The 15,602-nt window shown below is 51.0% G+C and carries 6 protein-coding genes; all 6 read left to right on the top strand.

Features of this window, described 5'->3' with window-relative positions:
• Window positions 1-39 precede the first annotated feature (39 nt).
• The 6 genes from ACY2RR_RS19975 (at window position 40) to ACY2RR_RS19950 (ending at window position 15,602) form a co-directional block, all read left to right on the top strand.
• Window positions 40-8,025 (top strand): beta strand repeat-containing protein, encoded by a 7,986-nt coding sequence (locus tag ACY2RR_RS19975; protein ID WP_490109947.1) that lies wholly within the window; start codon window positions 40-42, stop codon window positions 8,023-8,025.
• Between the two features lie 92 nt (window positions 8,026-8,117).
• Window positions 8,118-10,355: a type I secretion system permease/ATPase gene (locus ACY2RR_RS19970; protein ID WP_490109946.1), complete on the top strand. Its 2,238-nt coding sequence runs from the start codon at window positions 8,118-8,120 to the stop codon at window positions 10,353-10,355.
• A gap of 4 nt (window positions 10,356-10,359) precedes the next feature.
• Window positions 10,360-11,670 (top strand): HlyD family type I secretion periplasmic adaptor subunit, encoded by a 1,311-nt coding sequence (locus ACY2RR_RS19965; RefSeq protein WP_490109945.1) that lies wholly within the window; start codon window positions 10,360-10,362, stop codon window positions 11,668-11,670.
• On the top strand, window positions 11,651-12,157 hold the full coding sequence (locus ACY2RR_RS19960; RefSeq protein ID WP_490109944.1) for an SPOR domain-containing protein: 507 nt from the start codon (window positions 11,651-11,653) through the stop codon (window positions 12,155-12,157). Before ACY2RR_RS19965 ends, ACY2RR_RS19960 begins: the two co-directional genes overlap by 20 nt.
• 178 nt (window positions 12,158-12,335) lie before the next feature.
• The gene (gene fdhD, locus ACY2RR_RS19955) at window positions 12,336-13,211 is read left to right on the top strand and encodes a formate dehydrogenase accessory sulfurtransferase FdhD (protein ID WP_490109949.1); all 876 of its coding nucleotides are present in this window, start codon (window positions 12,336-12,338) and stop codon (window positions 13,209-13,211) included.
• A 54-nt stretch (window positions 13,212-13,265) separates the two neighbouring features.
• Complete coding sequence (locus tag ACY2RR_RS19950) at window positions 13,266-15,602, top strand: FdhF/YdeP family oxidoreductase (protein WP_490109943.1); 2,337 nt, start codon at window positions 13,266-13,268, stop codon at window positions 15,600-15,602.

The raw sequence follows: 15,602 nt of genomic DNA, 5'->3' as shown, positions 1-15,602 counted from the left end.
TACGCCGAGAACCAGGCCGCGGGTTTTGTGGTTGGCACCGTGGCGGCCACCGATGCCGTCGGTGTCACCGGTTATCAGTTCCACAACAATGGCAGCCCGTCCAATATCAGTACCGATGGCTTCTACTCTATTGATGCCAATGGTCAGATCACGTTGACCGAAGCCGGTGCGGCCAGTGGTGCCAATGATTTTGAGAGTGGTGCCAATAGCAATGATCACCAAATTGTTGCCCGTGACCTGGCTGGCAACATCAGTGTCCCAGTGACAGTGACCATTGGTGTGACCGATGTCGACGACACCCAACCTGTTATCACAGCCGACCAAAGTTTCACCTATACCGAGAACCAGACCGCTGGCTTTGTGGTCGGCACGGTCGCAGCGACCGATGCGATGGGTGTCACCGGTTACCAGTTCCACAACAACGGTAGTCCATCCAACATCAGTACCGATGGTTTCTACGCCATTGATGCCAGCGGTCAGATCACGTTGACCGAAGCCGGTGCGGCCAGTGGTGCCAATGATTTTGAGAGTGGCGCCAACAGCACCGATTATCAGATTGTGGCGACCGATGCGGCAGGCAACACCAGTGATGCTGTGACGGTCACTTTTGGTGTGACCGATGTGGATGACACCGCGCCAGTGGTCACAGCCGATCAAAGTTTCACCTATGCCGAGAACCAGGCCGCCGGGTTTGTGGTCGGCACTGTAGCGGCGACCGATGTCGTGGGTGTCACAGGCTTCCAGTTCAGCCACAACGGTACGCTGTCGAACACCAGTCATGATGGCTTCTACGCCATCGATGCCAACGGCCAGATCACTCTCACCGCTGATGGCGCCGCCAGCGGTGCCAATGATTTTGAGACCGGCGACAACAGCACTAACTACACGATTGTTGCCCGGGATGCGGCGAACAATGTCAGTGCCCCGGTCGCCGTCATCCTGGCCGTGACCGATGTCGATGACACCGATCCTGTGGTCACCGCCGATCAAACCTTCAGCTATGTGGAAGGGCAAACGGTTGGGGCCCTCGTCGCCACCGTGGCCGCCACTGATGCTGTGGGCGTCACCGGTTACCAGTTCCACAATAACGGCAGCCCGTCCAGCACCAGCACCGATGGGCTCTTCCAGATTGACGACAACGGTCGCATCACCCTGACAACCCTGGGTGTCGCCAGTGACCTGAACGATTTTGAAAGTGGTCTGAACAGCGGTACCTACCAGGTGATAGCACGGGATGCTGCAGGCAACACCAGTGCCGCCACCACCATCACCCTTTCGGTCATTGATGTCGATGACATCAAGCCTGAGGTCACCGCCGATCAGACCTTTAACTACGCCGAGAACCAGGCTGCCGGATTTGTGGTTGGCACTGTGGCGGCGACCGATGCCGTGGGTGTCACGGGCTTCCAGTTCAGTCACAACGGTACGTTGTCGAACACCAGTCATGATGGCTTCTACGCCATCGATGCCAACGGCCAGATCACTCTCACCGCCGATGGCGCGGCCAGCGGTGCCAATGATTTTGAGACCGGCGACAACAGCACCAACTACACGATTGTCGCCCGGGATGCGGCGAACAATATCAGTGCCCCGGCCACCGTCACTCTGGCCGTGACCGATGTCGATGACACCAAGCCTGAGGTCACCGCCGATCAGACCTTTAACTATGCCGAAAACCAGACCGCGGGTTTTGTGGTCGGCACGGTCGATGCCACCGATACTGTCGGCGTCACCGGGTTCCAGTTCCACAACAACGGCAGCCCGTCCAATATCAGTACCGATGGCTTCTACGCCATTGATGCCAACGGCCAGATCACGTTGACCGACACCGGCGCGGCCAGTGGTGCCAATGATTTTGAGAGCGGTGCCAACAGCACGAACTATCAGATTGTGGCGACCGATGCGGCAGGCAACACCAGTGATGCTGTTACAGTCACGGTTGGTGTGACCGATGTGGACGATACTGATCCGGTAGTGACTGCTGGTCAAAGCTTCAGCTATGCCGAGAACCAGGCGGCGGGTTTTGTGGTCGGCACGGTCGATGCCACCGATACTGTCGGCGTCACCGGATACCAGTTCCACAACAACGGCAGTCCATCCAACACCAGTACCGATGGTTTCTACGCCATTGACGCCAACGGCCAGATCATGTTGACCGAAGCCGGCGTGGCCAGTGGTGCCAATGATTTTGAGAGCGGTGCCAACACCACCGATTACCAGATTGTGGCCACCGATGCCGCCGGCAACACCAGTGACGCCGTTGCAGTCACGGTTGGTGTGACCGATGTGGACGATACTGATCCGGTAGTGACTGCCGGTCAAAGCTTCAGCTACGTGGAAGGTCAAAGCATCGGTACTGAAGTGGCTACTGTGGCAGCGACCGATGCCGGGGGTGTGACCGGTTACCTGTTTGCTAACAATGGTACGCCGTCAACTGTCAGTGCGGATGGTTTCTTCCAAATTGACGACGCTGGACGCATAACCTTGACCGCCCTGGGTGCTGCCAGTGACCTGAACGATTTCGAAAGCGGCCTGAACAGTGGCACTTACCAGGTCGTCGCTCGTGATGCCGCTGGTAATTCCAGCGCCGCTACGAACATCACACTCTCTGTCATTGATGTGGATGATATCAAGCCGGTTATCACCGCCGACCAGAGCTTCAGTTACGCCGAGAACCAGGCTGCGGGTTTTGTTGTTGGTGCCGTGGTGGCTACCGATGCCGTCGGTGTCACCGGTTATCAGTTCCACAACAATGGCAGCCCATCCAATACCAGTGCCGATGGCTTCTACGCTATTGATGCCAATGGTCAGATCACGTTGACCGAAGCCGGTGCGGCCAGTGGTGCCAATGATTTTGAGAGTGGCAACAACAGCACCGACTACCAGGTTGTGGCGACCGATGCGGCGGGGAACACCAGTGATGCCGTGAGTGTCACACTGGCTGTGACCGATGTTGTTGAAGCATTAATTCCAGTCTCCATCACATCAACTGCTGTTCAGGTTGGAGTAGACACACAGGTACAAGTGACGTTTGATCAACCTGTTACCGGGCTGGATATTAATGACTTTGAAGTAGTCCCTGAAAGCGCAACTATCACTGGACTAGAGCTTGTAGAACCTGGAATTTATCAAGTCACGATCAGACCATCAGAAACAGGCTCTCTGGAGATCCGCTTGCCAGAAGGTGCGGCTAATGCCGGAAGCTCTTTATCGGCTTCGGTCAGCCAGTCTATTGATGTCCGCACAGAACTAGAGGCCCCCTATATCGATGATGACTACTACATCGAAACACCTGACAACCTAGGTGAGCCGCACATCATTGATCTCTATTTCAATGAACCTGTCGATGGTCTGACTGCGGACGATTTCATTATTAACCAGGGGCGTATCGGCGAAATAACCAAAACCGGGCCTGACCATTATCTGGTGGAATACTTCCCAGACAGCTATGGACAGGGTGCGCTGGAAATCAACCTGAAAGATGGTGCGGTGGTCGATAACGCTGGGAACGGTTTTGAAACCTGGTCGTTTACGCCGTCCTATACCATTAAGGGCACACCAGTCCGCCTGGCAAATATTGAAATCTCTGAGGATGGCTTTACCGGGTTCGAAAGCCGAACCGTGACGTTTACCTTTAACCAGGCTGTTACCGGCTTTGAAGCGGACGACATCGCTGTGACTAACGGTGAACTGAGTAACCTGCAGAGCAGCGATGGCGTCACCTGGACGGCTACAGTCACACCAACCAGCATCGGCAATGTGAGCTTTACCCTGAGCCAGAACAGTGTGCAAGGCATGCAGTTCAACCAGAATATCAGCTACAGCGAATCATTCACTGTTGCTGAGCCTGCACAGCCTTCTCTTGTTCTGGAGATCCCCGACATACCCGAAGGGCTCCAGCCATTTACGCTTGAGCTGCGGTTTGACAAAGCGATAGCGCTGAGTGAAGAGCAGTTAACTGTGACCGGTACCGCCAATGGCTCTATCGCAGAACTGGTTCAGGTCAGTGATACCCATTACCAGCTGACAATCACGCCAGCACAGGCTGGTACTGTGCAGCTGGATATAGAAGATGGTTTGATTGCCAATGAAGCCAGTGCGCTGGCTCCGGTCATTACTATCACAGCGGATACTGTCGGGCCTCAGGTTGAGGAGTTCCGTTTTGATGGCAACGACTACTACGATGCCGTAGTGATTCGTTTCAATGAAGCTATTGATGAGTTGACCGCCGATGATTTCACCCTGACCAATGGTGTGATCACCAGTATTCAGCCCAGCCCTTATAATGGTGAAAATGCCTATATCGTCATTTTCCATCCCCTGTCTGCTGGAGAAGTCACAGTTGCCTTGAATGAAGGTGCTGTTGCAGATCTTTCGGGTAACCCTGGTGCCGGTTATAGCGACTCTGTCACCAATCACTCATTGCCTGATTCTCTGAGCCAACCACCTTCCGTGACGCTGGAGGGGCCAGACCTGGTACCTGCCGGTAGTTTTACTGTTGAAGTCAGCTTTGACCGCCCGGTACAGGGTCTCACTGCAGAAGACTTCGGTCTGGATAATGTGGTGATTGAAAGCATATCGCCTGCCAGTGGTTATGCCAGCAACTTTGATGTCACATTCACACCTGTTGCACCAGGTCCGGTCAGCATCACACTCAACGATAATGCCGTAGCAGATCCGTCAGGCTTGCAGAATGGAGAGAGCAGTCTGGATCTCGCCTTTGATGAGACAACGGTTCGTATGTTGATCATTGATGCGCCGGAAGAAGTCAGCGGTGAGTTTACCGTTACCGTGAAACTGTTTGGTGACCTTTCAGAAAATGGCCCCAAAGGGCTTATTGCTGATTACGGCGTCGGTCGCCCTGTACTGGAAAATGTGGAATATATTGATTTCAGTAACACTGATGATCCCAGTGTGAAGCAATTCCATTTCCGTGCGACCGGTGATGGTGATGTAACCATAGAGTTTAATAGTTGGGCCAATGGTCAATGGTTGCCTTCAACACCTCCTTTTGAAGCTTCCTACCAGGCACCACCTCTTGAGCTGTTGATTGATGACTCAACTGTTCAGGCTGGTATTGATACGCCATTGACGATCCGTTTTAACCAGACTGTGAATGATCTGGATATAGATGATTTTCAGGTACCGGTAGATGTAGAGATAGTTTCTCTGACGGATCTCGGTGGTGGAGAGTACGAGCTTGTCGTTAATGCTGCCAATACCGGTTCAGTGACTATTACACTGCCAGCCGAATCAATTACAGGCCTTGCGCAACCAATAAGCGCTACCATAGCTGTTTTGACTGAAATTGATTCGATAGTTATACCTGATTTAGCTGAAGGCCTTCAGCCATTCACTGTGGACTTGCACTTCCGCGATGATATGAGTTTAAGTCAGGAGCAGATTGCACTGTCTGGTTCTGCCAATGCGACAGTAACTGGATTGGAACAAGTTAACGGACAGCATTACCGTGTGACGATCACACCATCACAGGCTGGCCAGATTCAAATTGATCTTGCTGATGGCTTGGTCTCAAATGAAGATACGGCGTTAGCACAACAGATAGAGATTGAATATAACCCCCTGTCTGTGGTCGGAGATCGTTTCTGGGGAGCACACTTCCTTAACACATGGGAAATTGAGTTTAATAAACCGGTCGAAGGCCTGGATCTCAGCGATTTCACGCTGGAAAATGCAGTGGTGATTTCGCTGACTCAAGGGGCTGGTAATAACTACTACCTCACGTATGCCCCACTGGGTACTGGTGAAATAAGACTGACTTTGAATGATGGCGCTGTGACTGATGCTTCTGGGGAAACGAATGCTCAATATCAGTCCGCTGTCGTTAATGAGAGTTTAGCTTTTGATGTTTCGCTTCTCGAAGATACCGGGGTTTCAGATTCCGACTTAGTCACCAGCAATGGCAAACTGCAAGTAACCGGCGCAACAACCACTCTGCTCTACAGTCTCGACGGAAAAAACTGGAGTGAAACTGAGCCTGACCAGAATGGCGAGCTGGCGGATGGTGTTCATACGATTTTCGTACGGGAAACTGCTGGCACAGGAACACATGCTATCCAGTTCACCAAAACAACCACTGGTGACGATGACATCCCGCTTCCTGATACCAAAGGCCCTGTATTTGATATAGAGCTTGTGACACCAGCACAGCTTGATCAGCCTCATATTATTGAAATGTCCTTCAATGAACCCATTAATGAGACTGTAGAAGAGTTGGCTGCTGGTCTTATTATCAATCAGGGGCGAATTGGAGAGGTTACCAAAGTCAATGATTATCTCTACCGTATAGAGTATTTCCCTGACACCTACGGGTATGATGCTCTATCTGTAAACTTGGCAGAGAATGCTGTGCATGATGCCGCTGGTAATGGGAATCGAAGTGCTTTCACTAGTTCCAGCTTTTTAGTGCAGGGAGCACCTGTTGTTCTTGAATCAATAACGGTTTCTGATGATGGTTTTACTGGCTTTGATGCCCGTACTGTGTATTTTACATTCAACCAGTCAGTATGGAACTTTGGACCAGATGCATACTCAGATGGTGCCGTTCAGGTTACCAATGCCGAGATCAGTAACTTTCGATATGTCGATGAATTCACTTGGTCAGCTACGGTAACACCGACCCAGCCAGGTGAAGTTATTTTTGATGTCGGCAGCGGCCTGATTCAAGGGAAGCTTTATAACAACAATACAGCCAGCAGCCATGAGAGCTTTACTGTCAGTGAGCCAACAACACCTTCTGTACAGATGGTGGTTCCTGAACTGAACGATGGCTTTGAACCATTCACTATTGATTTGCACTTTGATAAAGACATAGCACTTAGCAAAGAGCAGATTGCTCTGGTTGGTTCTGCGAATGCTTCAGTTATCGAGTTAGAGCAGGTCAATAACCAACATTACCGTGTCACTATTGAGCCAACACAGGCTGGTAGTATTCGTGTCGATCTGGAAGACGGGCTGGTAACAAATGAAGACACAGCTTTAGCGCAGCAGATTGATATTGTTGAATATATAGACCTTCCTCCATCAGTGGTGGGAAGTCGTTTCTGGGGGGCTCATTTCTTAAACTCCTGGGAGATCGAGTTTAGTGAGCCCGTTAATGGATTGGAGCTTGATGATTTTCATTTAGAAAATGCGGTAGCAACAAGGCTGATTCAAAGCCCTTCCAACGCAAACGCGTACTACCTCAATTTTAGTCCGCTTGGTACGGGAGAAGTAAAGCTTACTCTCAATGAAGGCGCTGTTACCGATGATTCTGGCAAATCGAATGCTCTATTCGAAGACTCTGTGACAAATAACGATTTACCTCTGACTATCACACTGGTGGAAGACAGCGGTACTTCCGACTCTGATTTTATAACCAATTCTGGGAAGCTGAATGTATCCGGCGCTACGACAACCATAAGATATAGTCTTGACGGTAAAAGCTGGTCAGATACTCAGCCTGACCAGGATGGTGAACTCCCTGATGGTGAATATACGATTTATGTTCGAGAAGATGCTGGAAAAGGAACGCAGGCTTTCCAGTTTACCAAGACAACCACAGGAGGAGATGTTTTCACTCTGGAGGCTTCTGAGAACAGTGACTCTCTACAGTCCGGTCAATCCAGCATAGCTTCGGTAGCGGAAGCTTCAGTAAGCGATGCATCGGATATAGGACTGGTAAATCTGGATCAGTTTGACGATCAGCGTTTGATTGTTACGGGAGACTTTGATGCTGGCAGCGGCAGTGCATTGAACTTCTCAGACCTGTTTGAAGAAGGGAGAACACTGGATGAGTTGTTCTTGGGTGAAGGCTCCCAGGACTTATCCCTTGATCAGAATGCGGTAGTAAGCCTGACCAACAGCGACAATACCATAATGGTAACCGGTGATAGTTCCGATACGGTTAATGTCTCAGGCTGGCAGAAAGATACTGGCCAGAGTGCTGACAGCGGTATGCAGGTTTATATTCAGGGAGAAGCTACGCTGTTGATTGACCAGGAGGTAGTTACCGTCACCGATTAGCACGGTAGAATGCCCGCGGCAGGCTTGTCCTGCTCTCCCTAAGAGCCTGGCTTACCAGGCTCTTTCTTCTGTAGTCAGAAAATCTTGTTTCTATGTCTGAAATTTCAGAACAAAAAAAAACACCTCAGAGTCAATCAAAAACTGAGAAAGACGAACAACCAGTGCCTGCACGGCAACTGGCTCAGACTCTGTCCGAAGCAACACGTCTGCTCGGGCAACCGGTGACTGCATCTGCAGTACTCTCTGGTTTGGCTGAAGACCGGGAACTGAATAAGGGTCTTGATCTAGAAGGTATCAATCGCAGTCTGGACAAGGCCGGGGTGATTGCTCACATGGACACCCTTTCACATAACCAGGCACAGCATTTCCATGGTATTGGAGTTGCTCTGATCCGGCTTAAGGATAATCGCTATGGTTGCGTCCTTGTAGATGGTTCCGGTGAGCAAACTGTAGCCAGATTTATCTCGGCGAAAGGTTTTGCCGAGCTGCCCTGGAATAAGCTGGCCGGTATCTGGTGTGGGCAGATGGTGGTACTGGGGAAAAAACCAGCAGTGAATACCAGTCAGCAGCAGGTTAAAGGCCACTCCTGGCTTTGGCAGACTCTGCGTAACGAACTGACCAGTTATCGTTATGTCTGGCTTGCCGCACTGGTTATCAATGTTTTTGCTCTGGTGTTACCGCTGTTTAACCTCGCGGTATACGACCGCGTTGCTCCCAATGGCGCAATCAACACGTTGTGGACACTGGCTATAGGTGTGTTCATTGTGCTGGTGTTCGATTTTATTATGAAAGAGTTGCGCAGTTATCTGGTTGATACCGCCGCCAGGCGCGTGGATGTGACTGTCTCCCGTCGTATCTATGAGCACCTGCTGGGTCTGCGTATGGAACAGCGGCTTGGAGCGGCGGGAAATATGGCTGATGTACTCCGAGGCTTTTCAACCGTACAGGAGTTTTTCTCATCAGCCACTCTGGTGGTTTTGATTGATCTTCCCTTTGTCATTCTGTTTATCACGCTGATTTTTGTGATTGGGGGACCATTGGGCTTAATACCTGTTGTAGCAGGCCCGCTGGCCATTTTAATTGGTGTGTTACTTCAAGGGCCTTTATCGCGGGCCTCCAAAGCCGCCACGGTGAATGGTCAGGAGCGGCAAGGCACTCTGGTGGAATCCATTGCCAACCTAGAAATGATTAGAGCCATAGGGGCAGAGCGGGTTATGCGACGGAAGTGGCAGGATCAGGTTTATGCCTCTGCCCTTTCCAGCATGAAAGTGAAGGCTTTTGGCCAGCTGGCCACACACAGTGCAGTGTTTGTACAACAGCTGGCAAGTGTCTCCATGATTATTGGTGGTGTGTATTTGATCACCGCCGGTGAAATGACCATGGGTGCCCTGATCGCCGTAAATATGCTGGGGGGCAGAGCCCTACAACCTTTTACTCAGTTGGCCTCTCTACTATCTCGCACTTACCATGCGCGAGTTGCCTTTAGCCAGATTTCTGAGTTTATGGAGCGTCCACAGCTGCGTTCCGAGGAAGAACAGTTCCTGTCCCGTGCCGACCTTGGCAAAGGGCTGGCACTGCAGGGAGCAACCTTTAGTTATCCCGCTGAACAACCAGTGCAGAATCTTCACAACCTGAATATTTCTATAGATGCAGGAGAGCGCGTCGCTATTATCGGTCGCATCGGTTCCGGTAAAAGTACGCTGCTGAAACTGCTGGCTGGTATTTATGGCCCTGATCAGGGCTCCGCACAGGTTGGCGGTGTCGATACACGACAGATTTCTCCAGCTGAGTTGCGCAGCCATGTGGGCTATGTAGGGCAGGAGCCGATGCTGTTCAGCGGTTCACTGCGGGATAACATTTGCATGGGTTATCCAGAGGCCAGCGATGCAGAAGTTCTGGCAGCTGCGCGATTGGCTGGTGTAGAACAGTTTGTCAGCCAGCATCCCGATGGTTATCAGCGGGTTCTTGGTGAGCGGGGGGCAGGCCTGTCCAGTGGCCAGAGGCAGTCTGTTGCCATAGCGCAGTCATTATTACAGCACCCTGCGGTGTTAATGATGGATGAACCGACCAGTGCAATGGACCCCACGACAGAAGCGCAGCTCATTCAACGGTTGAAGAGTTATCTTTCCAACCACGATTGCACATTAATACTGGTGACTCACACACCAGCACTGCTCGCCTTAGTAGACCGGCTGGTTGTTGTGGATCACGGACGTATCGCGATGGATGGCCCTAAAGACCAGGTGCTGGAAGCCCTGCGGCATGGTGCAACCGGAAAGATATCTAAACGACAGAGTTCCTCGGCTGCGCTGGCCGCAGAGGAGGTATAGAAGTATGGAAGAACAATTGAGCCGTGAATCACTGGCCGCCCGGGCTATGGCTAATCCCAGTGTGCTCAGTCGTGCCATTGTTGTGGTAATGGCGACACTGGTTATGTGTTTCATACTCTGGGCCAGCCTGTTTGATATTGATATTCGCGTGAAAGCCAGTGGCAAGGTGATACCGACCAGTAAACTGCAGGAGGTACAACACCTGGAAGGCGGCGTTATACGAAGCATTCTTGTTTCTGAAGGAGAGATTGTTGAAGCCGGGCAGGTACTGGTGCAATTAAATCCCAGGCAGGCTGAACGAGATCTTGGTGAAGCGGAAGCAACAACCGAAGGTCTGCAGGCCACCATTATCCGCCTGCAAGCAGAGCTTGAAGGTATCGAACCTGTTTTTCCTCAATCATTGCAGCAGAATGCTGGTGATTTCGTCCGTACTGAAAAAAAGCTATGGCGTGAACGCAAAGCACTGCTGACCGCACAGCTACAGGTTATGGACAGTCAATATTTGCAAAAACAGGCCGAGGTTGAAGGCTTTGAGAAGCGACTGCCAAACTTTCAGCAGTCACTCACACTCTTGAAGAAAGAAATCCGGCTGAAAGAAAAACTGGTTAGCCAAAACGCTGCCGCACCGGCAGAACTTCTCGCCATACAAAGAGAACAGCTTGAACTTCAGGAGCGTATCCTGACCACGGAACAACAGTTGGCTGTGGCCCGCCAAAGCATGAAAGAACTCAAAGCCCGAAAGGATGAGCAGCTGCAAAGTTTTCGCGCAGAAGCCCGTGAACAGCTGTCAGAAAGGCTGGTCAGGTTGGAAGCTTTGCAAGGGAATGTTCTTGCGACTCAGGATGCTGTCAGCCGAACGGATGTGATTGCGCCGGTCAGAGGTATTGTGAAAACCCTGGTAGAAACCACTCTGGGAGGCGTTGTGCGCTCTGGGGATACCATCATTGAATTGGTGCCTCTGGATGAAACATTACTAGTAGAAGCTCAGGTTTCCCCTGCTGATATTGCTAACCTGCAAAAAGACCTAGAAGCGAATGTACGTCTATCGGCGTTTGACGCCATGATCAGTGGCGGTATGAAAGGCAAAGTTGAGCGGATCAGTCCGGATAGCCAACAGGAGGAAAAGACTGGCCGTACTTTCTATCGTGTTTATGTCAGAACAAACCAGGACAGTATTCATACCCCCAACGGGGAACGTCAGATTCTTCCGGGAATGGAAGCCGATGTTGATATTCTTACCGGCCGCAGAACAGTAATGGATTATCTTTTGAAGCCAGTTATACGAGGGTTCAGTCGTGCACTGGCTGAGAAGTAATACTCTCTTTATTTCGCTTAGCCTGCTTGTATTGGCCGGTTGTGCAGGAAAGCAGGTTCATGAGAAGCCGAGTAGTTTTTGTCTCAAGAGCGGGGCGGTATCAAACTTTGACTGTGGTGCTGAGCCTGTAGAAACCAAAGACTGGACAGACGTCAGGCAGTTCCAGTCTGTTCTTGGCCAAATCACTGCCCCGGTACTTTCCCATAACATATCACCAGACACCAAAGGCTATACCATCCAGCTCGCAGCCTTCAGGACCCAGGAAAAACTGAACTTGTTTATGGAACAGCTAAGCGATGATCAGAAACTGTTCATTGTTCTCAGGAAGGATGGTTGGTTTTCGGTCAGCTACGGGTTTTATGAGCAATACTCCGAGGCCAATCTGATAGCTAAAGAGCTTCAGGAAAAAAAACTGAATACCTGGATTAAGCCTGTGCACTATGAACAGCTGAAACCTTATGCCGGCAGTGCAGAAAAATCTCCGTAAATAGTGATCCGCAACGCAAGAACAAATGCAATTTAATAATTTGTAACACTTTACGCTTTGATACAAAAAACCGTAGTCATTACTATTGCACAGGGTTATGAGTTGGCATCCACAAGAGCGCCGACCCTGACCGTGTATAGCGATCAACTGTCCTGTATCCCTGGGACGCGTGGAGTGAATCATTATCCGTTGTTATACCAAAGGGGGAGCTGAATCATTAGCAGCCTCCCCCACCTGCCAGCCAGATTACCAGACAAGCTCTCGGTCGTTTACCTCTGATATTGATCATCACACCAGCGGTTATGAGTCCCATTCTGCTGAAGATACTCCTTGTCCTCAGGAAGTCGCTGTCGCTTTAACCTACAACGGGCTCAGTCATCTGGTCATGATGGCGTCTCCCAATCACCTTAAAGATTTTGCCCATGGTTTTTCCTGGAGCGAGGGGCTGCTTAGTTCAGAGACAAGCTTGCGTGGAGTGCAGGTTGAGTATCAGTCCGACGGCCATGTCATTCTGAACATATCCATCAGTAATCGTGATTTTCACCGTCTTAAACAACATCGACGTTACCTTCAGGGGCGGAGTGGCTGTGGCCTGTGTGGCCAGGATTCTTTGAAAAGTGCGTTCCCGGATCTTGCACCGCTTGATAAACGACCATTGCCAAACAGTGTCTGGTTTGAAGACATCCATAACCGTACACGTTCCCTGCAGTTACTTGGTAACCAGACTGGAGCTATGCATGCTGCGTTTCTAATGCCTCTGGCTGGCGAAGAAGCCGGAGACATAACCCTCTGCCGTGAAGATATTGGCCGCCACAATGCCATGGACAAGTTGATTGGTGCAGCGCTTCGCCAGGAATTGGATCTGCATCAGTGCTGCCTGATTATGACCAGCCGGTGCAGTGTGGAGCTGGTACAAAAAGCTGTACGCGCAGGTATTGCCGCTCTTGCTACGTTTTCATCGCCCTCCTCATTCGCTGTAGACATGGCCTGCCGTTACCGGCTGAACCTGATTCACCTGCCCAGAGAAGGCAAACCTCGCCTGTATTCTCCCTGATTTACGTTATTGCGCCTGCGATCCAAGCAGGCGAAAAATACCTGGATAATCCTGATGAGCACGACAAAAAAAATAAAACCTTATAACCACGCCGCTGGCGGCTGGGGTGCTCTGGCCAGCACCAGTAAACATCTGCTGAAGAGTGAAAATGCTATCAGCAATATCAAGGCCTTGCTGAAAACCAACCAGGATCACGGTTTTGATTGCCCGGGTTGTGCCTGGGGTGAAGATGCCGAGAACAAAGCCGTACGCTTTTGTGAGAACGGTGCCAAGGCGGTGAACTGGGAGGCCACTTCACGGCGGGTGACACCTGAGTTTTTTGCGCAGCACAGTGTTAGCTGGCTGAAGCAACAGGATGACTACTTTCTCGAATACCAGGGCCGGCTGACTCATCCCATGCAATACAACGCAGCTACAGATTATTATGAACCCATCAGCTGGGATGATGCCTTTGCCTTGATTGGCCGTGAGCTGAATGCTTTGGAATCGCCCGATCAGGCAGAGTTCTATACATCAGGGCGGACAAGCAATGAAGCTGCATTCCTGTATCAACTTTTTGTTCGGAGCTTTGGCACCAACAACTTTCCTGACTGCTCGAATATGTGCCACGAAGCCAGCGGAACCGCTCTAAAGCAGGCTATAGGTGTGGGAAAAGGTACAGTGCATCTGGAAGACTTTGAGCAAACTGACTGCATCTTCGTTTTTGGCCAGAACCCCGGCACCAACCATCCGCGCATGCTGGACGTACTTTCAAAAGCCTCTCGCCGGGGTGCCCGCATAGTCACCTTCAATCCTCTCAAAGAACGTGGCCTGGAAAGATTTACCAACCCCCAGCACCCCAAAGAGATGCTGACAAATGGTTCAACTCCCATAACTGGCCTGTATCTCAACCCAAACCTGGGGGGAGATATGGCGGCAGTTCGTGGCATGGTAAAAGTGGTGCTGGACAAGGAACAAAAAGCACAGGCTGCCGGTATGCCTGCCGTACTGGATCATGAGTTTCTGACCGAACATACAGAGGGAATGGATGATTACCTAGCCAAGGTACATGCCACATCATGGGATCAGATAGTTGAACAATCCGGGCTCACTCAACAACAGATTGAAGATGCTGCGAACCACTACCTGAGTGCAGAACGGGTTATCTGTACCTGGGCAATGGGCTTAACCCAACATCGCCATTCCGTGGCCACCATTCAGGAAATCACAAACCTGATGCTGCTCCGTGGCCAGATTGGCAAGCCCGGTGCAGGTCTGTGCCCTGTGCGTGGACACAGTAATGTTCAGGGTGATCGCACAATGGGTATTAATGAGAAAGTCATACCGGCCTTCCACAACAAGTTAGACAAAGTATTTGATATAAAATCTCCACGCTCTCATGGCCACAACACAGTTCAGGCCATTCAGGCCATGCTGAATGGCAAGAGCCGGGTCTTCATTGGTATGGGCGGCAACTTTGCTGCGGCAACTCCCGATACCCCGCGCACAGAACAGGCCCTTCAGCGCTGTCGGCTGACAGTAAATGTTGCTACCAAGCTGAACCGCACTCACTTGCAAACCGGTGAGCACTCTCTGGTCTTACCTTGTCTGGGCAGAACAGAACGGGATATGGCTCCAGATGGCCGTAATCAGCATATCACTGTTGAGGATTCGTTCAGCATGGTGCATGCCTCAAGTGGCACGTTGAAGCCAGCGTCCGAACACCTGCTCTCTGAACCCGCAATTGTGGCAGGCATGGCACAGGCGACACTGGCTGAACATCCATTGGACTGGCAGGCTGTATCAGAGAATTACGACAAAATCCGCGACTATATTGAACAGGTCGTGTCAGGGTTCTATCACTTTAACCACCGTTTAGGGGCTCCGGGTGGCTTTTACCTGGGGAACAGTGCAGGTGAACGAGTCTGGCAGACAGAAACAGGTAAAGCCCGTCTGTACAGTCATGACCTGCCTGACGCCATCATTCCTGCAGAGCTGGCAATGATGACAGATCAGCCTCTGTACGTATTACAGACCATGCGTTCTCATGACCAGTACAACACAACAGTTTACGGCCTTGATGATCGTTACCGTGGTGTTTATGGCCAGCGCAAAGTGCTGTTTATCAGCTCAGCAGACCTTTCCAAATCAGGGTTAACGGCAGGAGATAAGGTAGATATTGAGTCACTTTGGACCGATGGCGTGGAACGGAAGGTCAGTGGTTTCACACTGGTGGAATACGACATTCCAGCAGGTAATCTAGCGGCTTACTTTCCGGAGACTAATCCTCTGGTTCCTCTGGATAGTTTTGGAGAGCTGAGTTACACGCCAACCTCCAAAGCAATTACCGTTGTTCTTCATCCTCATAATGAAGGTGAACAGCTCATCGCAACAGAGGGGCGTTCTCTATAA

The sequence above is a fragment of the Parendozoicomonas sp. 2304DJ65-17 genome (genome assembly GCF_058148445.1).
The sequence above is the reverse complement of the archived record's forward strand: the minus strand, read 5'-3'. Positions and strand labels throughout refer to the sequence as shown.